This is a genomic window from Nocardiopsis nanhaiensis, from assembly GCF_054778635.1.
Map to the genome: position 1 here is coordinate 14325 of NZ_BAAGZJ010000038.1, position 21774 is coordinate 36098.

General features: G+C 70.7%; 22 protein-coding genes. 15 read left to right on the forward strand and 7 right to left on the reverse strand.

Going from position 1 to position 21774, the window contains the following annotated elements:
• Window positions 1-175 precede the first annotated feature (175 nt).
• Complete coding sequence (locus ACYVD1_RS18780) at window positions 176-724, forward strand: M23 family metallopeptidase (RefSeq protein WP_460774329.1); 549 nt, start codon at window positions 176-178, stop codon at window positions 722-724.
• Between the two features lie 245 nt (window positions 725-969).
• Window positions 970-1455 (forward strand): hypothetical protein, encoded by a 486-nt coding sequence (locus tag ACYVD1_RS18785; protein WP_460774331.1) that lies wholly within the window; start codon window positions 970-972, stop codon window positions 1453-1455.
• On the opposite strand, the gene ACYVD1_RS18790 is transcribed toward ACYVD1_RS18785, so the two are convergent.
• Window positions 1421-1867, reverse strand: a complete 447-nt coding sequence (locus ACYVD1_RS18790) for a MarR family winged helix-turn-helix transcriptional regulator (protein ID WP_460774334.1) — start codon at window positions 1865-1867, stop codon at window positions 1421-1423. The genes ACYVD1_RS18785 and ACYVD1_RS18790 overlap by 35 nt on opposite strands.
• 145 nt (window positions 1868-2012) lie before the next feature.
• Between ACYVD1_RS18790 and ACYVD1_RS18795 the strand changes: the two genes are divergently transcribed.
• The 9 genes from ACYVD1_RS18795 to ACYVD1_RS18835 all read left to right on the forward strand — a co-directional run bounded on the left by ACYVD1_RS18795 (window position 2013) and on the right by ACYVD1_RS18835 (window position 9410).
• Window positions 2013-3098, forward strand: coding sequence for a substrate-binding domain-containing protein (locus tag ACYVD1_RS18795; protein WP_460774338.1), 1086 nt, complete (start codon window positions 2013-2015; stop codon window positions 3096-3098).
• Window positions 3099-3189: 91 nt separating this feature from the next.
• Window positions 3190-3465, forward strand: a complete 276-nt coding sequence (locus ACYVD1_RS18800) for a transcriptional regulator (RefSeq protein WP_460774341.1) — start codon at window positions 3190-3192, stop codon at window positions 3463-3465.
• A gap of 10 nt (window positions 3466-3475) precedes the next feature.
• Window positions 3476-4102: an AmiS/UreI family transporter gene (locus ACYVD1_RS18805; protein ID WP_460774343.1), complete on the forward strand. Its 627-nt coding sequence runs from the start codon at window positions 3476-3478 to the stop codon at window positions 4100-4102.
• 88 nt (window positions 4103-4190) lie between these two features.
• The gene (gene fmdA, locus ACYVD1_RS18810; protein WP_460774346.1) at window positions 4191-5438 is read left to right on the forward strand and encodes a formamidase; all 1248 of its coding nucleotides are present in this window, start codon (window positions 4191-4193) and stop codon (window positions 5436-5438) included.
• Window positions 5439-5611: 173 nt separating this feature from the next.
• Window positions 5612-6430 (forward strand): hypothetical protein, encoded by an 819-nt coding sequence (locus ACYVD1_RS18815; protein ID WP_460774349.1) that lies wholly within the window; start codon window positions 5612-5614, stop codon window positions 6428-6430.
• The gene (locus ACYVD1_RS18820; RefSeq protein ID WP_460774352.1) at window positions 6412-6573 is read left to right on the forward strand and encodes a hypothetical protein; all 162 of its coding nucleotides are present in this window, start codon (window positions 6412-6414) and stop codon (window positions 6571-6573) included. Before ACYVD1_RS18815 ends, ACYVD1_RS18820 begins: the two co-directional genes overlap by 19 nt.
• Before the next feature lie 242 nt (window positions 6574-6815).
• Window positions 6816-7694, forward strand: coding sequence for a VOC family protein (locus ACYVD1_RS18825; protein WP_460774354.1), 879 nt, complete (start codon window positions 6816-6818; stop codon window positions 7692-7694).
• Window positions 7695-7929: 235 nt separating this feature from the next.
• Entirely contained in the window at window positions 7930-8880 is a 951-nt protein-coding gene (locus ACYVD1_RS18830) for a serine hydrolase (protein ID WP_460774357.1), read from the forward strand.
• Between the two features lie 200 nt (window positions 8881-9080).
• Entirely contained in the window at window positions 9081-9410 is a 330-nt protein-coding gene (locus ACYVD1_RS18835; RefSeq protein WP_460774360.1) for a hypothetical protein, read from the forward strand.
• 77 nt (window positions 9411-9487) lie between these two features.
• On the opposite strand, the gene ACYVD1_RS18840 is transcribed toward ACYVD1_RS18835, so the two are convergent.
• Window positions 9488-10096 carry a GNAT family N-acetyltransferase gene (locus tag ACYVD1_RS18840; RefSeq protein WP_460774362.1) on the reverse strand — a complete coding sequence of 203 codons (609 nt, stop codon included), beginning with the start codon at window positions 10094-10096 and terminating at the stop codon, window positions 9488-9490.
• Window positions 10096-10734: a TetR/AcrR family transcriptional regulator gene (locus tag ACYVD1_RS18845; protein ID WP_460774365.1), complete on the reverse strand. Its 639-nt coding sequence runs from the start codon at window positions 10732-10734 to the stop codon at window positions 10096-10098. The genes ACYVD1_RS18840 and ACYVD1_RS18845 overlap by 1 nt, the downstream gene beginning before the upstream one ends.
• A gap of 209 nt (window positions 10735-10943) precedes the next feature.
• Between ACYVD1_RS18845 and ACYVD1_RS18850 the strand changes: the two genes are divergently transcribed.
• Window positions 10944-11858, forward strand: coding sequence for a UTP--glucose-1-phosphate uridylyltransferase (locus ACYVD1_RS18850; protein ID WP_460774367.1), 915 nt, complete (start codon window positions 10944-10946; stop codon window positions 11856-11858).
• A 192-nt stretch (window positions 11859-12050) separates the two neighbouring features.
• The gene (locus tag ACYVD1_RS18855) at window positions 12051-14231 is read left to right on the forward strand and encodes an NB-ARC domain-containing protein (RefSeq protein WP_460774370.1); all 2181 of its coding nucleotides are present in this window, start codon (window positions 12051-12053) and stop codon (window positions 14229-14231) included.
• On the opposite strand, the gene ACYVD1_RS18860 is transcribed toward ACYVD1_RS18855, so the two are convergent.
• The 4 genes from ACYVD1_RS18860 to ACYVD1_RS18875 form a co-directional block, all read right to left on the reverse strand.
• Complete coding sequence (locus tag ACYVD1_RS18860) at window positions 14165-16000, reverse strand: translation initiation factor IF-2 (protein ID WP_460774373.1); 1836 nt, start codon at window positions 15998-16000, stop codon at window positions 14165-14167. The genes ACYVD1_RS18855 and ACYVD1_RS18860 overlap by 67 nt on opposite strands.
• Window positions 16001-16123: 123 nt before the next feature.
• On the reverse strand, window positions 16124-17083 hold the full coding sequence (locus tag ACYVD1_RS18865) for a quinone oxidoreductase family protein (RefSeq protein WP_460774376.1): 960 nt from the start codon (window positions 17081-17083) through the stop codon (window positions 16124-16126).
• Window positions 17084-17108: 25 nt separating this feature from the next.
• Window positions 17109-17912, reverse strand: a complete 804-nt coding sequence (locus ACYVD1_RS18870) for an IclR family transcriptional regulator domain-containing protein (RefSeq protein ID WP_460774379.1) — start codon at window positions 17910-17912, stop codon at window positions 17109-17111.
• An 83-nt stretch (window positions 17913-17995) separates the two neighbouring features.
• Entirely contained in the window at window positions 17996-19438 is a 1443-nt protein-coding gene (locus ACYVD1_RS18875; protein ID WP_460774460.1) for an amidohydrolase family protein, read from the reverse strand.
• Between the two features lie 254 nt (window positions 19439-19692).
• Here ACYVD1_RS18875 and ACYVD1_RS18880 point away from each other — a divergent pair, with 254 nt between their 5' ends.
• On the forward strand, window positions 19693-20958 hold the full coding sequence (locus ACYVD1_RS18880) for a CaiB/BaiF CoA transferase family protein (protein WP_460774380.1): 1266 nt from the start codon (window positions 19693-19695) through the stop codon (window positions 20956-20958).
• The gene (locus ACYVD1_RS18885) at window positions 20955-21767 is read left to right on the forward strand and encodes a citryl-CoA lyase (protein ID WP_460774382.1); all 813 of its coding nucleotides are present in this window, start codon (window positions 20955-20957) and stop codon (window positions 21765-21767) included. Before ACYVD1_RS18880 ends, ACYVD1_RS18885 begins: the two co-directional genes overlap by 4 nt.
• The last annotated feature ends 7 nt before the right edge of the window (window positions 21768-21774 follow it).

The window sequence follows — 21774 nt, forward strand, 5'->3', positions numbered from 1 at the left end:
CGTCTCCCGCGGAATCGCGTTCCTTTTTCTTCTGGTGTGAGCGCATTTCAGCTGCACAGCGCCACGCCTGAGAAAGGAGGGGCACAGAGGGCTCTGGGGTCGAGTCGGGGCGGCTTCTGCGGGTATCCAGGCCGCGAAGTTCTCGCGCCCCCGCTCTTGCGAGGAAAGGACACCCATGAGACTTCGCCGTCCCCCATCCCTCCTGAGGAAACTCGGAATCCTCCTGGCCACGGCCCTGCTCCTGTCGGTACTGGCGCCGGTCGGCGCGGTCGCCGACGAACGGTCGGCCGCTTCGGTCAATCTGCGCACCCCCTTCGACTGCGGCCAGGTCTGGAACGCCAATACCCGCACCAATCACCATCCCCAGCTGGCCGTCGACTTCCAGCGTTCGGACGCGCAGGGCCAGAACGTGCGCTCCAGCGCCGCCGGGACCGTGACCACGGTCGAGGACCTGGGCGACGAGAGCTACGGCAGATACATCGTCATCGACCACGGCAGCGGGGTCTCCACCCTCTACGCCCACCTGCAGACCCAGTCGGCCTCGGTCGGTGACTCCGTGAGTACCGGAACCGTCATCGGCACCGTCGGCAGTACCGGTGGCTCGACCGGGCCCCACCTGCACTACGAGCAGATCGTCGACGGCACCGTGGTCCGCGCGGTGCTCAACGGTCTGGAGATCGCCTACTACGGGGACACCACGGTCACCAGCAGCACCGGTTGCTGATCTCTGTCCTGCGCTCCTGACCAGGGCCGACGCGGAGTCGGTCCTGGTCAGCCGTTGTTCTGGCCGACCTGACGCACAGGAGGGGACAGGCCCCCGACGTCCACCCCGGGGAGGGAGAGCCGTCCCTCCCCAGGGGGAGGTCCGGGAGGCACTGACCCGCGCATCCTGGAACAAGGTCGGCGCAGGCCGACGCGGCCCGCCCCCCGCGACCGTCGCGGGGCGGGCCCGAACCCAGGGAGCTAAGCATGGTGGAGGGGATGTCCCGTCAGGCGCGCTGGCCCGCTTACACGATGGCGGCGCTGCTGCTCGGTTACGCCGTGGGAAAGGCCGTCTACGCGGTGCAGGGCCGCCTCGGCTTCCCGGGCGGTCCAGCGGTTCCCGCCGGTGACTACGCGCGGTACGCGGCCCAGAGCCTGGACGTGGCCGCCATGCAGTGGGCCGCGGTCGTGACCGGCCTGATCGCCGCGCTGTTCATGCTGGCCACGGTCACCGGATGGGGGCGCAGAGTGCCCCGGCCGCTGATGCTGGCCCTGCTGGGCGCGGCCCTGCTCGGAGTCGGGGCCGGCGCTCTGATCGTCGCCGCGGACGGCTTCCTCGGCATCGGCCCGGGCTGGCAGTGGTACCAGGGCGTGTTCGCCATCGGGGTCCTGGCGCTCCTCGTGGTCACCACGCGCTCCTACGCCCGGGCGACCAGGCCTAGGTTGACCGATCGGTCAGGGGCGCGGGGCTGAGGGTGTGCAGCAATCGGGCGAACCCCTCGTGCTCGCTTTCGGCGAGCAGGCGCAGTGCGCGCTCCTGGGCCTCCGCCACGGAGGGGGACAGCCGGTCGTGGAGGGCACGGCCGCGCTTGGCGGCCTTGAGGACCACGCGCCTGCGGTCGGCGGCGTCGACACTCCGGTAGGCGAGGGCGTCGCTGACCAGTCGGTCCGCGACCCGGGTGGCGGTCGGTCCGGTCAGGCTGAGCTCCTCGGACAGTGCCGTCATGGGCAGCGGGCCGCGTGCCACCAGGAGTTCCAGCATGCGCCACCGGTCCACGGTCAGTCCGTGCTCGCGCACGCTCGCGGCGGCGCTGGCGTCCAGCCGAGCGACGACCTTGCGGAGGAACAAGGGTTGGAGGCCCTCACCGGAGATCGCCTCACCCATGGTCACCCCATCTCGTGTCGCGTACGGTGTCTGACAAACATCTTCATTCGAGAAGTTTTCATCCGGGTGTAAATTTAGCACACCCGATGCCGGGAGTAACGCTCTGTAGCGCTTGGGGACGCGGCAACCCAGGAAGGGAGCGCTCATGCTGTGTCACTGTCCCGAACACGGAGAACGGCAGCCCGCCGAGGACTTTCCTGTGGGCGTGGTCATCCCGCTGCGCGGACCCGCCGGGATCTTCGGTCCCTCCTGCGAGGCCGTCACCGAGACCGCCATCGAGCAGATCAACTCCGCCGGGGGCCTCCTGGGCAGGCGCCTGCGCCCGGTCGTCATCGACGGCGGTCAGCCGGTGCGGGACGTCGCTGCCCAGGTGGGCGCGCTCACGCGTTCCGGGGACATCCACGCGGTGACGGGCTGGCACATCTCGCAGGTCCGCCAGCACCTCGTCCCCGTGCTGCGGGACCACGTCCCCTACGTGTACACGTCCCTGTACGAGGGCGGTGAGAACTCCACCGGCGTCTTCTGCTCCGGGGAGACGCCCCCGGACCAGATCGCTCCCGCCATGCGCTGGATGCGCGACGAGCAGGGCGCGCGGGACCTCTTCGTCGTGGGCGACGACTACGTCTGGCCGCGCAGCACCGCGCGCTCGATCCACGCGTACGCGCAGGAACTCGGGATGCGGGTGGTGGGGGAGTCGTTCGTCGAGCTCGGCACGGAGGACTTCGGGCCGACCATGGACCTGGTCCGGGGCAGTGGTGCCGACACCGTGCTCATGCTTCTGGTCGGGCAGGACGCCGTGGCCTTCAACCGGCTGTTCGCCGCGTACGGACTCCAAGAGCGCGTCCGCCGCCTCACGCCCCTCATGGAGGAGAACATGCTGCTCGGCAGTGGCGCCGACAGCACCGAGGGCCTCTACGTGGCCGCCGCCTACTTCCGGTCCCTTCCCACCGAGTCGGCGCTCGACCTGTCCGGCTCCTATACGCGCATGCACGGTCCGGACGCACCGCCGCTCAACAACATGGCCGAGTCGTGCTACGAGGGGCTGATGGCGCTCGACGCGCTCGTGCACCGTGCGGGAACCACCCGCCCCGAACTCCTCTCCAGGGTCGGTGACTCCGTCGGCTACGACGGGCCGCGCGGGGCCATGCAGCTCAGGTCGGGCAACGTCCACCAGCGCGTGTACATGGCCCGTGCCGAAGGGCTTGGCTTCGAGATCCTCGCCCGCCTCTGAGGCCCCCGCGGCCTGTCTGCCACCGAAGGCCACCGCTCGCCCCCTTGCCACTTGCTTCTATTTGAATTATTTTCAAATGAAAGGAGTGATCATGGCCACCTACTTGTACCGTTGTCCGGACCGTCACGAGACCGACCTGGCCGCGCCCATGGGGCAGGCACCCGCACAGGCCGACTGCGCCTGCGGAAGCCGGGCCAGCAGGGCCTTCACCGCGCCGATGGTGAGCGCCGTCCCCCGTGCCCACGCACAGGTGCGCGACGCCGCCGAACAGAGCGCGGACACACCCCTGGTCACCACGGGACCGGTGCCGGTTCCGGCACCGCCGCCGCTCGCCGACCCCCGACACGCGCTCCTGCCGCGGGCCTGAGGGGGCGACGATGAGCGCCGCCGGACTCTTCTACGTCGGAGCCGTGCTGATCATCAACGGCCTCCTCCTGCTGGGCGTCATCTCAGCCAAGGCCGCCGCCCCCCTCAACCTCTTCGTCGGATCCCTCCAGGTGGTCGTGCCGACCGTCCTGCTGGTCCAGGCCCCCGACACCTTCGCCGTCGCCGATGCCGCCCCGCTCTACCTGTTCGGGTTCACCTACCTGTGGGTCGGCATCAACGCCGTCACCGGCTGGGACCAGCGCGGCCTGGGCTGGTTCTCGCTCTTCGTCGCCGTCACGGCAGTCACCGTCGCGGCCTACACCGGCCTGATCCGAGGCGACGGCCCCTTCACGGTGATCTGGCTGTACTGGGCCGTGCTCTGGTTCCTCTTCTTCTGCGTGCTGGGCGCCGAGCTCACCCACCTGGCCCGCTTCACCGGCGGGTTCGCGATCGTCACCGGTGTGGTGACCGCCGCGATCCCCGGAGCACTGCTCGCCACCGGCTTCTGGCCCACCACCACGCCCGTCACCGTCGCGCTCGCCTGCGTCGGAGTGCTCAGTCTCGCCGGGCTGTGGTTGGCCACCGCCCGCGCCGAACCCGAGGAGGCCGTGCCCGCCGAACCCGTGCGCCCCGTCTGACCTGTCCTGTCTGCCCCGTTCAGCCCGACCTGTTTCACCCGCCAAGCACCCGGGCCCGAGCGGCCCGCACCCGGAAAGTGAGCCCGTCATGCCCGACGTCATCTTCAGCCACGACCCCTCGAAGCCCATGGCCCAGCAGGCCGTCCCCGGACACAACCGGTTCCACCCCGAGGTCCCCGCGGCCGCCAGCGTGCGGCCGGGCCAGGAGTTCCGGATCGAGTGCCGGGAGTGGACCGACGGCCAGATCGGTGACAACGACTCCGCCAACGACGTGCGCGACGTCGACCTGAACCGCTGCCACATGCTCAGCGGACCCGTCAGCGTGGAGGGGGTGGAACCGGGAGACCTGCTCATCGTCGACATCCTCGACCTCGGTCCCATCCCACAGGAGAAGGGCCCCGTCTGCGGCCAGGGGTGGGGCTACAGCGGCATCTTCGCCAAGGTCAACGGCGGCGGCTTCCTCACCGACTACTACCCCGACGCCTACAAGGCCATCTGGGACTTCCACGGCCAGGCGGCCACCTCCCGCCACGTACCCGGCGTGGAGTACACGGGCATCACCCACCCCGGCCTGATGGGTGTGGCGCCCTCCCACGAACTGCTCGACACCTGGAACCGCCGCGAGAAGGCGCTCATCGACACCGACCCGGAGCGGGTGCCGCCGCTGGCACTGCCGCCCCTGGTGGACCAGACCCTGGCCGGCCACGCCGACGGCGACCTCCTGTCCCGCATCGCCGCCTCGGGCGCACGGACCGTGCCGCCCCGGGAGAACGGCGGCAACCACGACATCAAGAACTTCACCAGGGGGTCGCGCATCTTCTACCCGGTGCACGTCCCCGGAGCCCTCCTCTCCGTCGGCGACCTGCACTTCAGCCAGGGCGACGGCGAGATCAACTTCTGCGGCGCGATCGAGATGGGCGGCTTCATCGACCTGCGCGTGGACGTGATCAAGAACGGCATGGAGACCTACGGGGTGCACCGCAACCCCGTCTTCCGGCCCGGCCGGGTCGCCCCGCAGTACTCGGAGTTCCTCACCTTCATCGGGATCTCCGTTGACCACCGCGACAACACCAACCTGTACATGGACGCCACCGAGGCCTACCGCAACGCCTGCCTCAACGCCATCGAGTACCTCAAGAAATGGGGTTACACGGGGGAGCAGGCCTACCTCATCCTCGGCACGTCACCGATCGAGGGGCGGATCGGCGGGGTGGTGGACATCCCGAACGCCTGCTGCGCGCTCTACCTGCCCACCGAGATCTTCGCCGACGACATCCGACCGGGCAAGGCCGGTCCGGTACGCAAGGACCGGGGACAGGTCGCCGTGACCTCCTGATTCCCGGCCCGGTGGCCCGGGACCGGCTTCGGCCGACCCCGGGCCGCGCGGGAGCGAGGCCGGGTTCCGCCCGGACGGGCGCCAGGGCGCCTCAGGTTCGCCGGGGGCGGCCGAGTTCCGCAAAGGCCGGGCCGCGGGTGACTCTGGGGGACGGTCGCACTACAGTTGGCGTGGTGAAGAAGCCAGTCAACCCCCTACTGGCCACAGTGTCGTGGCTGGGTTACGTCGCCCACCGTTACAAGCCCCTGGCCCTCCTCGCCTCGGGGCTGCTGGTCGCCTTCGGCGGCGTCCTGGCCGGTATGAGCGTCTGGTGGGGTGTCCCACCCATCCTCCTAGGCGTGACGATCCCCGCACTGGACCTGTACTGGGAGCGCAGGAGCGAAAGCAACGACGCCCTCACCTCGGCCCGGGAGAAGGTTCTCGAGGAGGCGCTCGCCCCTCTTCTGGAGCTCGCCGCCACCACGACCTTCCAACCGCGGGACAAGCGCAACGAGGTCGCGCAGGGGGCCGCCATGCGGGTGGCGGGTGATCTGCGCTCCGCTTTCAGCGACGTGCCCGATGTGCGGGCGGTCGTGTTCGTCATCACGCCCGACGGGAAGAGGATGACGCCCCGTTTCCCCGCGGGGCGCTCGGACCGCCCCGGAGACTTCGAACGCGGAACACAGCGGGGGGACAGCGCGTTCAGGATCATCGACGAACTGCCCGAACGCTTCTACATCATGGAGGACCTGGGCGAGAACGGCTCCCGCAGTCCCTACTGGGCCGGCACGGGAACCAGCTACCGGACCTTCATCTCCGCGCCGATCCGGTCCACCGAGGACGCCTTCGGAATGGTGACCATCGACGCCCCCGTTCCGGGAAGCCTGGACCACCGGCACGGGTCGACCATCGCATTGTTCGCCGCGGCCCTGGGTATATTGTTTGCGGAAGCGGCACGGCGGGATCCTGATCCCGGAGAATCGAAATGGGTGCCATGGGGAAGATCAAACTGACCAAACCGAGGAAGAGCTACCTCGCCAAGGACTCCGAGAAACCCGAGGAAGCGCTGGAGAAGGCCCTGGCGGAAGTCCGTTCCGAACGCAAGAAGCGGGACAGGGCCCTGCTGCGCGCCGACACGGTCGTACGCCCGGCCTGACCGCGGGCCGACGACGGCCCTGCCCTCGCCACCTTCACCCCGGCTCTCCCTTGGCGGTGCCCGAGTCGCGCCGTCCACCTCCGGCTGCCCACACCGCGTTTTTCGCCCTGCCCGGTCCACATCGGGCCCGGTCCGCCACTCGCCGGGCCCCTAACTCCTTTCCCGGCCAAGCCGTGACCGGTTCGAGTCCCGACATGACGGGAAGGGCTGGAGAGCAGTGAGTCTCTAAGCGAGGGGGCAGCATGGCCAGTCCGGAACAGGCCCGGTACCCGGAGGGCGTACCCTGCTGGGTCGAGCTCTCCGAACCGCACCCCGAGCACGCGATCGCGTTCTTCGGTGAGGTGCTCGGGTGGCTTTTCGAGGACCGTACCCCGGAGGGTGCCCGGAACCGCCACTTCGTGGCGCGACTGCGGGACCGGGAGGGCGACGTAGCCGGAGTCGGCTCGCTGATCGCCGAACCCGCGGTCCCCGTCTGGACCACCTATGTGCGGGTCGACAGCGCCGACGACGCGGCCGAGCGCGTGGATTCGGCCGGCGGGAACGTGCTGAGCGGACCCACCGACATCAAGGGCACCGCCCGGGTGGCCCTCTGCGCCGACTCCGCGGGGGCCAGGTTCGGGCTCTGGGAACCGCGAGGCAGCGGCGGTGCCCACCTGGTGAACGAGCCCGGCACGTGGAACTTCAGCACCCTGGTCACCTCTGACCCCGAGGCCGCGGCGACCTTCTACGGCACGGTCTTCGGCTGGCAGACCCAGAACGTGCGGCTCGGGGGAGGAGCCGCTGAGGTGACGATGTTCCGCCTGCCCGGGTACGGCGACTTCCTCGAGGGGCGGAACCCGGGAACCCGCGACGCGCACACGGAGGCGGGCGCTCCCGACGGTTTCTCGGACGCGGTCGGCTGGCTGTCGGCGGTCCCGTACGAGGCCCTCGCGGACACTGTGCCGCAGTGGGGCGTGGAGTTCACCGTGTCCGACGCCGAATCGGTCCTCAACCGGGCGGCCCAGCTCGGCGGTACCGTCGTCACGCCGCTCGCCGATATGGGGGGCATGCGCTACGGCGCCTTCCAGGACGCGCGGGGTGCGGCCATGGGTGTCAACGAGTTCCACCACCCGCCCGAGTGACCCGGGCCGGGCCGCCCCGGAGTCCCCGTGCGCCCCGAAAACTTCGTACGGCCCGGGCTGGGCGATGAGTGGGGCGGGGCGCGGTGCGGTGGATCGGACATGCGCGGAGCGTCGTCGGTGTACGGCGGCGGACGGACAGCGATGATCGAAGAGTCATCATCAGGTCACGCTGTGCGTTCGCTGGTCGAGGCCGGTGTCTGCACAGCTGCTCCATCCGTGAGGAGAGACACCGCGCATGCCCAGCAGCCGAACCCGCCCCGGATACCGTTCCGGGGCCCTCCCCGCCGCCCTCACCTTCGCCCTTGGACTCACCGCCGCCCCAGCGGTCGCCAGCGCCACTCCAGATGCCTACGCCGACGAACAGCAGGACGCGATCTGCACGTCGGAGGCCCACCCCGAGCTCGCGGAACGCCTGGGTGAAGAGATCCGGGAACAGGCCGACCAGCGCGACGGCCGGGTCGCCGTGGGGGTTTCCGCCCACGACGGCGACCTCGTCTGCGGGCTCGACCCCGCCGCCGAGTTCGACGCCGCGAGCGTCGGCAAGGTCGTCATCCTCGGGGCGCTCCTGCGCACCGCCATGGACGGGGACCGCGAGCTCACCGAACGGGAGGACGAGCTCGCCACGGACATGATCACGGTGTCCGGGAACGACTCCACCGTGGAACTCCGCAACCAGCTGGGTGCCGAACGCATTCAGGGCTTCCTGGATCTGGTGGGCATGGACGACACGATCCTGCACCCCGACGGCTCCGTGGGGCTGATGAAGATCAACACCGCGGACCAGCTCAGCCTGCTGGAGGTGCTGCGCACGGAGAACGACGTGCTCGGCGCGGACCAGCGCGAGTACGCGCGCGGGCTCATGGGCGACGTCATCGACGAACAGCGGTGGGGCGTGCCGGTGGGGGCGCCCGACGACGCTGGGGTGTACCTGAAGCACGGCTGGCTGCCCTACCCGGACACGGACGTCTGGCGGGTCAACAGCGTGGGCGGGTTCCAGGACACGCCCATCGGCGACTACGACCTGGTCGTGCTCACCGACGACAACCCGGGCATGCAGCACGGGGTGGACACCATCGAAGCCGTGGCGGTGGCGGCGCATGCCGTGCTCACGGGTGAGGACGCCCCGGTGCGGGCGCCCCTGACGGAGCTTCCGGAGATCGTCTCCGACGGTTCCGACCGCGCCTGACACCGGGCGTGCCGTCGTGCACCCCGGCTCCGGACGCCCCACCGTTCCCGGTGCCCCGCATACCGGGAACGGTGGGGCGGCGGGTTGTCCACAGCCGGGAAAGCACCGCTTGCCGCCGCAGAAGCCGCTGTTCACACTGGGATCGGGAGGGTCGGCCGAGCCCGCCCTCCATCCCCACCCTTCGAGCAGTAGGGACGGCCATGCAGGAATCGATCTTCGACACGCACGCCTGCCTCGACGCCCTCGTCCTGTACTCCACCAGGGCCGACGAGTGCCGCGAGTTCTACAGCACGCTCGGTCTGGCCTTCGGAGCCGAGCACGCCCCGCTCGGTGGCGGGCCCACCCGTTACTCCTGTCGGCTGCCCCTCGGGCCGCTCATCGAGATCCAGCCCGCGACCGAGGAGCGCCGGGCCAGCGACCTGCGCCTCAACCTGGCCCTGGACATCACCGAGACCAACCCGCCGCTCACGCGCGGCAAGCACACCCTCACCGACCCCGACGGCCGCAGGGTGGACGTCACGGTCCTGTAGGCCCCGGGTGCCAAGCGCTTGGTCCCAGGGCCCCAGCCGCCAGTTCCGTGGCTGCCCGGTCACCTGACCCGCGTGGCTCAGTCCCGGGTGAGCTTCATCGACACGTAGGCGTGGAAGCCGCTCCACCTCGTGTGCTTGACCTCGCGCCGCTGGTACTCGTGGAAGCCGCAGCGCTCGTAAAGGCGCAGTGCGGGTGCGTTGGTGTCCTTGATGTCCTCCAAGACGAACGTGTCGTACTCGGGAAGAGCGAGGAGGTGGTTGAGCACGGCCTTCGCGGCGCCCCTGCCGCGGAACCGCTCCGCGGTGGCGACGAAACCGATTTCGGCAAGACCTTCCCGGGACGAGGAGTTCGCCCCTTGGAAGTGCTTGCGGAACACCCGGTCCGCGATCGTGCCCCTGACCAGGCCGAGGTGTGCGCGCAGGGTACGCACGTTGTGGTCGATGGACTCCTGGTCGCCCTCGGTGAGGCTGGCCAGCGCCGCGGGCTCGCCGTCGATCTGGGCCACGTGGAACCGTTCCAACACCAGCATGTGTCCGATGGCCTCGGCGAGCTTCACCGGGTCCTTGGCGAAGTAGGCGAGGTCCGCACCGAACCCGTCGACGAACACCTCCGCGATCCCGCGCCGGTACGCCTCCCCCAGGAGGTCGCCGCGCCTGACCTCGATGTTGACCGTCTCCTCAGTCATCACTGCTCTCCCTCGTCACCGCTGTGCTCCCTGAGCAGGAAGCTCAGTACCGTCGCAGTGGTCGGCACGGCGAACCCCGCACCCGTCGCCGAACGCATCGACACCAGCCCGCCGAACACCGCGAAATAGCACGCCGCAAGCTCATCGGCAGGACCGGCGCGGAAGACACCCCGCCGCTGACCCTGCTCGATCAGACCCACGGTCACTCCCTGCAATTCCGCGCTTCGCCCGATCAGGTCCCGGACGGCCGCCGGGACCTCCCGCCCCTCGCCGACCCCTTGGGTGTAGGCGTGGTTCATAAGGAGGAAGAATTCGGCGAAGTCGCCCTCGTGGGACAGGTCCGCCAGGAACTCCTCGGTGAAAGCGCGCAGGGACTCCGCGGGGTCTTCGGAGCCGCGAAACCTTTCGGCGACCGCGCCCAGGCCGGTGGCGGCCTCGGCGACCAGACCGCCGAAGAGCTCATCCTTGGTGGCGAAGTGACGGTAGATCAGGCCGGTGCTGATGCCCGCCTCGGCAGCGATCTGACGCATGCTGACGGCCGCGTAACCCTGCTGCGCGAACATTCGTACCGCCGCGGACCGTACACTCTCCCGGGTGGCGGCCCGCATCGCCTCGTGCTGCTCCGGACTGCGCGGCATCGGTTCGCCCACTCCCCATCTTTTGAATGAACAGGTGTTCATTCTATAGGGACGAGCATGGATCGCCAGGGATTCCCGCCGCTGAGCCCCTGTACCCCGGAGCCTTTGAACCCCGGACGGCGACTTTCCCCCGCATTGCCGCCCGTGCCGGCCACCGCGCCGATAGTGTCGGTCTCCGACACTCACGGCGCCACCACCAGGGGAGACACATGACCACGACGATCCGGCGCGCGGTGATTCCCGCCGCGGGGATGGGCTCGCGGCTCCTGCCGCTCACCAAGGCCACCCCCAAGGAGATGCTCCCCGTCGGCGACAAGCCCGTCATCGAACACACCGTCCGTGAACTCGTGGCCTCCGGGATCACCGACATCACGATCGTCGTCTCCGGCGGCAAGTCCCTCATCCAGGACCACTTCCGTCCCGACCCCGCCCTGGTCGAACGCCTGCGGGCCGACGGCAAGCACGACTACGCCGACGCCGTGGCCGAAGTCGGTGAGCTGGCCCGCCGCGGTCACATCACCTACCTGGACCAGCACGGCCCCTACGGGAACGGAACACCGGTCCTCAACGCCGCCCGCGGGGTGCGCGACGAACCGATGCTCGTTCTCTGGCCGGACGACGTCTTCGTCGCCGAGGCCCCCCGCGCCCAGCAGCTCATCAGCGCCTACCAGCGCACCGGCCACCCCGTGCTCGCCCTCATGCCCATGGACCCGGCCGACTCCCGGCGCTACGGGGTGCCCCAGGTCGCCGAAGACCTGGCCGACGGCCTCCTGCGGATCATCGGCCTGGTGGAGAAGCCCAAGCCGGCAGACGCACCGTCCGCCTACGCCGCGATCGGCGGCTACGTGGTCACCCCCGACATCGTCGACGAGCTCCGCGCCCAGACCGAGCGCTGGTACACCCACCGCACCGGCGAGATCTACCTGACCGACGCCATCAACGCCCGCGCCGCCGCCCACCCGGTCTACGGCCAGGTCATCCAGGGCCGGTGGTACGACACCGGCAACCCGGCCGACTATCTGGTCGCCCAGTTCGCCTCCGCTCTGAACCACCCCGAGTACGGCCCGCTCCTGCGCCAACTCGCCCAGAACCCGGACCATCCCGAGGGCCGGGCGGCCACCTGACCGCCGGAGACCGACGCGGGCAGCCGCGAAGGCCACTCCCGAAAGAGGCGAATCCGCACCGGTCGAACCGCGCTCGGGGCCGGTAGCGGTCAACGCCGGGTGTGCCGATTCCCCTGTGGTGCCGGGGCTCTAGGATCTTGGGAGGCCATGACCACGCGGCGCGTACGCGCGTAAACCCCCAGGAGGCCAGCGGTGTCCGACCCCCAGCGGAACGAGTTGACGGACAACTCCGGCACGGCCCTGCAGGGACGGAGCTTCGGCGACGTACACATCGGCGCGCCCACACCCCCGCCACCTCCGCACCAGGTGCCCAAGGCCGACCGGAAGTTCACCAACCGCGCCGAGGACCTGGTCCGGTTGGAATCCCTGGCCGGGGACGTGGCGCGGGACCGCCGCGGCTGTGTCGCCCTGCTCCTGGGCCAAGCCGACATCGGCAAGAGCGCCACCCTCGCCGAGGCGGCCGACCGGCTCTCCGGGTACTTCGCCGACGGGGTACTGCACCGGGACCTCACTCAGTGGCGCGACCGCGAGGGCAACCTCGACGTCACCGGTGTCCTGCGCGGCCTGCTGTACGATCTGCACGTGCGCGACGCCGACCAGGAGTCCGACGTGCGTGCCCTGATGGGCCGGCTGCGCGGTGTCACCGCCGGGAAGAGCCTCCTCCTGCTCCTGGACGACGTGGTCAGCGACAGCGAACTCGACCAATTCCCCCTGGGCTCGGGGCCGCACCTGGTCCTGGCCGCCTGTGCGCAGGGTTTCGGCGGAGCCGGAGACGCCATCGCCCAGGGCGCTGAGGCCCTCACCCTGCGGGCCCTGGCCGACGAGGACTCGCTCCGGCTGTTCCGATCGTTCCACGCGGTCGACCAGCGCCTGTCCGACCGCCGCGAGTACGCCAGCGCCACACAGCTTGTCCGGCTGTGCGGTGGCCTCCCCGCGACCATCCGCATGGCCGCCGGGCACGTGGGTGCCCAGGACCTCAGCGTGACCGAACTGGTGGCGGCCGTACGGTCCCGCCAGCGCTCGTCGGTCCCTCCGCTGTCGGGGGCGGAGGCCGTCATCGACGTGGCACTGTCCGGCCTGGGCTCCGAAGGCCTGCGCCTCCTCCAGTTCTTCTCGGTGTGCCCGGGCCGATCCATCCCCGACGAACTGGGGCGCTCGGAACTGGGGGACCGGGCACCGGAGGTCATCGCCCGACTCGCCGACGCCAGCCTGCTGCACCCGGCGACCGGCAGCGGCAGCGGCAGGGGGATGGTCGAGCTCGTTCGGAGCCGGGTCCGCGAGGGTGCCGCGGAACGGTGGCGGTTCGACGCGGCAGCCGTCCTGCGCTTCTTCACCGTCACCCACCACTTGGCAGACCGGGTCGGCCTCGGCGAACGCCACCGCCTGACCACCGGCCTGAACACCGCCGAACTCACCACCGCACCCGCCGATTACCGCCCACCGTTCACCACGCGGCGCGAGGCCGCCGACTGGCAGGACCAGTACCTGGCACACGTGCCCGAACTGATGCGGATGGCATACGAGATCGGCAACCCCGTGGCGGCCCTCGTCCTGGCCGATGCAGTGTGGCCGGTCTGCCACGGCAGGCGCCGCCTGGAGATCGGTACCCGGATCTACGAGTTCGCCCTCAAGGTGGCCCGGCAGGCCGAGCACCGGAGCGCCGTAGTGCGCTGCGCCGTCTACCTCGCTCGCATCCTCACTGAGCTGGGCTCGGCGGAGCGGGCCGCCGCGCTGGTGGCGGAGGCCGCCGAGGCCGCCGAGGGGACCGAGCTGGACCGCGCGGTGGTCCTGGAGACCGAAGGCCTGCTCCGGGAACGTTTTCCCGACCTGCCGGGGAGCTCTCAGGCCACCTCCGAAGAGCTCTTGACCCGTTCACGGGACATCCACCGACGGCTGGGCCGCCCGCGCGGCGACGCCCTGCAGACGTACCAGCTCGGCAACGGCGCCCGGGACCGCGGCGACCTCGCCACCGCGGAGGCCGAACTCCGCGAGGCCGAGCGGTTGGCCGAGAACCGGCTGTCCGAGCTCTCCCGCGTGCCGGACCGGAGCGACCGGCGCTGGCTGATCGACGACTGGAGGCTGCTGCTCGCCAAGGTACGGCTCTCCCTGGCGCGGGTCCTGATCGACCGGGGCCGCTGCGACCGGGCCGAGGCCGCGGCCGACGGGGCCATGATGGTCTTCGACGAGTTCGCCGAACCGGTCAAGCAGGTCCAGGCCGCCCGACTCCTCGCCCGGATCACGCGGGAGAGGGGAGACGGTGGCCAGGCGCGGGCGTGGCTGGCCTGGGCCGGCCGGGTCGCCGAGTACTACCACCTCGAAGGGGACGTCCGGAAGATCGCCGCCGAGCTGGCGGAGGTGCCGGGCAAGGGATGAACGGTTCGTGTCGCCCGGACGTTACGTGCCACCTGTGCCGTCCGCGCGACCTGTACCGATGATCCCTGGTCAGAGCCCACCTCAACTTCCCAAGAAACCGAATTCCGGCGGGGGGGGGAGGCCCGCAGCAGCAGGGTCCGGTCACCCAGGCGGACCCGGACCGTTGTGTGCCATCTGCGCCATGGCAGGCACTGCCGTGCCCAGCCGATCGCGGCCGCCGCCACGACCGAGGCGTCGAGGCGGTCCTGTGCCCCGCTCTCGTCGTGCACCCGCATGGCCAGGCCGGAGCGGTGCATGAGCAGGGCCGACCGTTCGTCGAGGGAGGCGACCGCCAGGAGGGTCTTCGGGTACGTGCTGACCCGCTCCTTCAACCAAGCGCTCGCGTCCTCTTCCGTGCTGCGGCGCCGGTACGACCAGGCGTCCGCCGAGCCCCATCGGGGCATGACGGCGTCCTCGGCGTCCACGACCAAGGGGCGCACGGGTGCGCTGTGCGTGTGCGGCGCGGGCGCACCGGCGGGGAACCGGCGCAGCCGCGCCGCCGCTCCCTGCCCGTCGTGGCAGAGGTCCTCCGGCGGGTCGAACGCCACCCGCCAGGCGGTCACGTCCTCGGGGTGTTCGGGCAGGTCCGGCAAGGGGCGGTAGTGGGCGGCCAGTGGCGGTTCGGTGAGCTCCAACAATGTGTACAGCAGGGCGCGCAGGCGGGTCGCGGACTCGTTCTGGTGTTCGATGAGCAGGTCGGCGACAGGGGCCACGGGCATGCGCGCCACCCGGTCCACCTGTTCGGCGATGCGGCCGGGTTCGAGTTTCGGCAGAGCCGAACCGAACTCCAACAGCGGCGAACGGGGGTCCAGGTCCGCGGTCGCGAAGGCGGCGAGGAGAACGGGGCGCCCAAGGGACGCGGCGTAGTAGGTCACCGACCCGACGTCCCCGAGAACGGCGTCGGCGGCGATGAGCGCGGCCCGCCACCCCTCGGCCGGTGGGACGAGCACCAACCCGGCCTCGATCTCCTCGTGGAACCACAGCTCCAGCTGGGCCCTGCTGTGGTGGCTCCAGACGTTGGGGTGGGCGACCACGGCCACGCGGTACTCGTCCTGTGGAAGCTCGGCGAGGAGCGCCTGCACGACCTCGTGCTGGGAGCCCAACAAGGAGTCCCGGTTCCAGGTGGACGAGACCACGACCAAGCGGCGCCCCCGCAGGTGGAGCGCTTCACGGTAGCGTTCGCGGCGCCCCAGGGCAGCGACCATCCGGTCGAAAGCCGGGTCCCCGGCCACCACGCTCCGCCCCTTGGCTTCGGGGCAGGATTCGTGGAGCCGGTCCGCCTGCTCGCTGTGGGACAGGACGAACCGGTCGGCGATCAGCCGCCCCTCATGCAGGAGTTCGGCTGGGTCCAACCCAGAGGCGCTCGCCAGCGACCCCGGTCGGCCGCCCACCCTGCGGTTGTGCCCGGCGCCGTGCGGCATGAGGACCACTGGGGCGTCGAGTCTGTGGAGGCCGCCCTTGGTGCTGGCGGCCAGGGCCAGGTCGAAGCTGTCCGACTCGGCCACGGCCTTCTCCCACGGGACCGGGTCGATACCCGCGGCCCGGAGCATCGGCCTGACACCGGCCTCGGAGGCCGAACCGGGGGTGACGGTGAAGGTGACTCCGACCCGGTCGTCGGCGAGGAGCGCGGTCACGTCCAAGAGCCTGCCCGCCGTGGGGACACTGCGCACGACGGCCAGCACTTCGCGGTCGGGGGAGAAGGTGGCCCACTCATCGGTTCGGCGCTGCACGGTGTAGTTCTCTAAGGTCGCTTCGCCCGGATCATCCAGGTTCGGCAGGTCAGCCTACGGGAACCGAACCCCGGTACCGAAACCCGCCCACCGGAGCCGCCCCGGTTCCGGTGGGCGGGCACCTCAGCCGCCGGGGACCAGAACCACCCGTCCGGTCGCCGCACCCCGCGCCTGGCGTTCCCATCCCTGTGCCGCCTCGGCCAGCGGCGTTCGCTCGTGGGGCACGCTCAGACGACCGGCCGCGGACTCGCCCGCCACGGTCTCCACCGAGTCCGCGCGCTGGTCCGGGGTGAGTGCGTTGTTCGTGTAGCCAAGCAACCGCAGGGACCGGCTGCGCAGGGTTCCCGAGTCCAGGGGTGCCTGCTCGCCGGCGGCCGAACCCAGGTGCACCAGGCGCCCGCCGGGACGCAGGACACGGATCGCGGCCGCGGCCGGGGCGCCGAAGAGCGGGTCCACGACCAGGTCCACGGAGCCCTCCGCGGCCTCGGTGAGTCGCTCGGCGAGGATCTTCGCGTCGTCGGAGTCCAGCGCCGCGACGGCGTCCGCGCCCGCCCGGTCAGCCCGATCACGGCCGTCCCGGGACCGCGCCGCAGCGACCACCCGGCCCGCGCCGAGGGTGCGCGCCAGCTGGACCGCGGCCAGTCCCACGACCCCGCCGGCACCGAGGACCAGCACGTCCTCCCCGCGCTCCAGGCCCCCGCGCCAGGTCAGCGCCATGTGGGCCGCCACCGCGGACAGGCCCAGCGCCGCTACGGCCACGGGGTCGACACCCTCGGGTAGAGCCACCAGGTGCTCCTCGGGTACCCGGGCGAGGTCGGCCATGCTCCCGTCGCCCGGCGCCATCCCGGCCGGGGTGGGGAACCACACGGGCCGCCCCTTCCAGAACCCCACACCCTGCACCCCCGGTACGTAGGGGGTGGCGGGTACCCCGAAGTAGGAGCGCCCGCCCGCGCACAGCAGGTCCAAGGGGGACACCGGGGCGGCCAGTACCCGCACCACGGCCTGCCCGGGAGCGGGTTCGGGGTCGGGTCGTTCCCGCACTGCGGGGGCGTGTCCGGGGGTGTCGATGCTCGCGGCGATCACGGCCTGCCTCCTTCACCCGACGGGTTCAGGGGGTCCGCGTCACTTGCGGCACGGACTCCAACCTGGCGACGTCGGAACTGATCTCTCCCGCCGTGGCCAGGAGCAACGGCAGGTGGTGCTGGGTGAGGTGTTCCAGGGAAGTCTCGGCGGCGTGGGTGTTGACGTTGACCGCGGCGAAGACCCTGCCCTGGCCGTCCCTCAGCGGCGCCGCCACCGACCGGATCCCCAAGGCCAGATCCTCGTCGGTGAGCGCCCATCCCCGGGCGCCGACCTCGCGCAGCGCGGCGCAGCGCTCCTCCGGATCGGGCTGCCAACGGGGAACCAGCCCCGAACGGGTGGGTTCGGACAGGACCCGCTCGACCTCGTCCGGTGTCTTGGCGGACAGCAGCACCTTGCCCAGGGAGGTCTGCAGTGCGGGGAAGCGCGTTCCGATCTGCACGGCCAGGGTGACGATCTTGGGAACCGCCACCCGGGCCACGTAGACGATGTCCGAACCGTCCAGTTGCGCGATGGAACACGACTCCCCGGTGCGTTCGGAGAGCCCCTCCAAGTGCGGTCTGGCGACCTCCCACAGGCCGGTCGAGCGCACGTAGGCCATACCCAGCTCCAGCACGCGGGGTGTGAGCGTGAAGCCCGCGTCGCCGGAGCGCACGTATCCCAACTCCCGCAGGGTGATGAGGACCCGTCGTGCGGTGGGCCGGGCCAGGTCGGCTTCTTTGGCGACCTCGGCAAGTGTCATCGTCGGCCGGTGCGGTTGGAAGGCCCGGATCACGTCCAAGCCCCGTGCCAGGGCCTCGATGAAGTCGGGACCGGCGCCCTCGCGCGGCATGGTCTCTCCGTTCGGTGTCGGGGAAGCGCCAGCATACCGAGGGGCCGTCCGGATGACAGCCACCCCGGTAGGGCGCGCACCCCTCACCCGCCATGGGTACTCGCGTCGCGGTACTCGGTGTAGGTGTAGGGGTTGTCCATCACCTTGGATGCGGGGATGTCCGGGTTCATGCCCGCCTCCCACTCCTCGTCGCCGATGGTCGAGCGCAGGTGCTCGATCGTGGCGTCCACGTTCCGCCGCACCGAGGCCAGGTCGGTGTCCACGAGCCGGTGTTCGTGCTTGACCACCCGGCCGTTCACCAGAACCGTGTGCACGTCGCCCCGCTGGGCCTGGAAGACCACGTGGCCGTAGGGGTGCAGGATCGGGAACGACACCGGTGAGGCGTCGTTGCGGATCAGTACGAGGTCTGCCTTGGCCCCGGGCGTGACGCGGCCCAGGTCGTCGCGGCCCAGAGCGGACGCGCCGCCGAGGGTGGCCCACTCCACGACCTGTGCCGCGCGCAGCGCCGAGTGGGTGACGGTGTTCCCGGCCAGCTGGGCCTCCAGGTGCTCACGGGATCGGTCGGCGCCCAGGGTCGCGCGCATGGCGCTGAACAGGTCGCCGCTCCACCACACACTCGTGTCCATCGACAGCGACACCGGGATCCCGTGTTTGCGGAGTACCCAGGTGGGCGGGTAGCCCTGTCCGGCACTCTGCTCGCTCTCGGTGGACACCGAGACCGAACCGCCGGTCGCGGCGATGCGCTGGTAGGAGTCCTCCGAAAGGGAGGCGGCGTGCACGTAGACGGTCTCCGGGCCCATGAAGCCGTTCTCGTGCATGAGCTTGATGCTGTTGTCGCCGGTGGCACCCCACACCCCCGCGTGGGTGGTCACGGGGAGCCCGAGCTCGCGGGCCGCCTCGAAAGCGGGCTTCTCAGGGAAGTCGGGGTCGCCGGTGACGTCGAAGGCGACCTGCAGGTCCAGCATGTCGTCGTCGCGGTGGCGCTCGACGAAGGCGCGGAACTCGGGCGAGGCGGTCCACTCCGCGGGCGCCTGGTGGATGTTGCCGTAGGCGAGCACGTGTCGGCCGGGCGCCGATCCCAGCGCCTCGACGGCGGCTTCGGCGTGTTGCGTGGTCTGGAGCCCGTGCGACCAGTCCACGACCGTGGTCACTCCGGCCTCCAGCGCCTCGAGGGCGGCGAGGGTGTTGCCGGCGTGGATGTCCTCGGGGCGGAAGTGCTTGCCGTGCGCGAGGTAGTTCCAGACGAAGTACTGGGTCAGGGTCCAGTCCGCACCGTAGCCGCGCATGGCGGTCTGCCACATGTGGCGGTGGGTGTCGATCATGCCGGGCATGACGATGCCTCCGGCCGCGTCGATCTCCACGGTGCCCTGCGGCACGTCCAGGTCCACCCCCACCGCGGCCACGTGGTCGTCGACGACCAGCACGTCCGTGTCGTGGAGGACGGAGCGTTCGGCGTCCATGGTCAGAACGGTGCCGCCGCGCAGCACCACCGGTCGGTCGGAGGGGAAATCGCTGTTCCGGTTCATGGGGGACTCCTCGATGTCGACGTTGTACCGGCCGGTTCGCAGCGCCATCGTACATTTTCCGGACGAAGGTCCGCTTAGCGGTCACCAGTAGAGACTTCCCTTGTCGCTCAGGTTGGAAGTCCTGTCAAGACGGGCATCCCAAGGTTTTTCCTTGCGCTGGTGAAGTTTTGTCCAGGGGGTTGACTCGTAGTGCCCTCACGTACAGAATCGCTGATGCGGACGCTTGTCCGTTAAGCGGACATGGAGGGGGAGGAATGACGGGGGACCCAGACGCGCGGGTCACGGCACCGGGCGGACCACCGGTCGCGGCACCGAGCGGGGCAGCGGGGCGGACACCGCCCGGAGGCGCGGAGAGCGCGGCCTCGGGCGGTCCGCTGTCAGGCCTGCTGATCGCGGACTTCTCCCGGATCCTGGCCGGCCCCTACGCCACCATGCTGCTGGCCGACCTGGGGGCCGAGGTCGTCAAGGTCGAAGGGCCGACCGGGGACGACACGCGGTCCTGGAAGCCGCCCGTACGCGGTGACACGTCCACCTACTACCTGGGCGTGAACCGCAATAAGCGCTCGGTCGTGCTGGACCTGAAACAGGAGGAGGACGGCCGGGCCGCGCGCGAACTCGCCAGGCGCGCCGACGTGGTGATCGAGAACTTCCGGCCCGGCGGGCTGGCCCGCTACGGACTCGACCACGACAGCGTCCGGGCCACCAACGGCGGTGTCGTCTACTGCTCCATCACGGGCTTCGGCACCGGCGCCGGACGGGACGTCCCCGGCTACGACCTCATGGTCCAAGCGGTCTCCGGGCTGATGAGCCTCACCGGGGACCCGGACGGGCCGCCCTACCGGGCAGGCATCTCGGTGTTCGACGTCATGGCGGGCAACCACGCCGTCATCGGCATCCTCGCGGCGCTGCGGCACCGCGACGCCACGGGGGAGGGCCAGCTGGTGGAGGTCAACCTGCTGTCCTCCGCCCTGACCGGGCTGGTCAACCACAGCTCGGCCCACGTGGCGGGCGACACCGTCCCCACCCGGATGGGCAACGCCCACCCCAGCGTGTTCCCCTACGAACCGCTGCCCACGGCCGACGACGACCTCATCGTCACCGCCGCCAACGACCGCCAGTTCCGTGCCCTGTGCGCAGTGCTCGGCATCGCCGAGACCGCCGACGACCCGCGCTTCGCCACCAACGCGGCACGGACCGCCAACCGCGGCGAACTCCGGCCCCTCCTGGTCGAGAGGCTGTCGAAACGGGGCGCACTGGAGTGGTTCGAGCTGCTGGTGGAGTCCGGGGTCCCCTGCGGCCCGATCCAGACCATCGACAAGGGGTTCGCGATGGCCGAACGCTTCGGGCTGGAGCCGGTCGTACGGGTCGGTGAGGGCGACAGCGAGGTACCCACCACGCGCAACCCGATCCGTTTCTCCGCGACCCCCGCCTCCTACCGGCTGCCCCCACCCGGGCTGGACGAGCACGGGGACGGGCTGAGGGCCTGGCTGGCCGACTCCGAGGGGGAGGGACAGCCGTGAACGAGCGCACCGAGTACCCCACCGCCCTGGGCGCGGCCGACCCCACCACCATCACACTCCTCGGCCAGGACCTCGCCGAGGACGTCATGGGCAAGGTCGGGTTCGGTGAACTCGCCTTCTGGCTCGCCGCCCAACGCCGCCCCGACCCCGGGGAGACCCGTGTCTTCGAGGCGGTCCTGGCGGCCCTGGCCGACCACGGCTTCACCCCCACCGCGATCGTCACCCGGCTGACGTACCTGTCCGCGCCCGACTCCATCCAGGGGGCGCTCGCGGCGGGGCTTCTCGGCGGCGGATCCCGGTTCCTCGGCGTCACCGAGGACACCGGTCGATTCCTGGACGAGGTGCTGCGCTCCCTGGATGGCCACCTCCCCGAAGGGGAACAGGGCTGGGACGAGGTCGCGCTGCGGACCGTCCGCGCCGAACGCGAGGCCCGCAGGCTGGTCCCGGGGCTCGGACACCACGTGCACAAACAGGGCGATCCGCGTACCCCGGCGCTGATGCGCATCGCCCGGGAGGAAGGGCAGTTCGGACCCCACCTGGAGCTGTTCGAGGCGATCGGCCGCGTCCACCCGGAGGTCCTCGGCAAGAAGCTGCCGCTCAACGGCGCGGGTGTGTGCGGCGCGGCCCTGGCCGACCTGGGCCTGCCCATCGAACTGCTGCGCGGTTTCGCCCTCCTGGCCCGCACCGCGGGGCTGGTGGGGCAGCTGGCCGAAGAGATGCGCGCACCCGTGGCGAACGACGTCTTCCTGTCCGTCGACCGCAACAACAGGCCGATCGGGCCCACTCCGCACACCCCCGACGAGATCTGATCCGGAG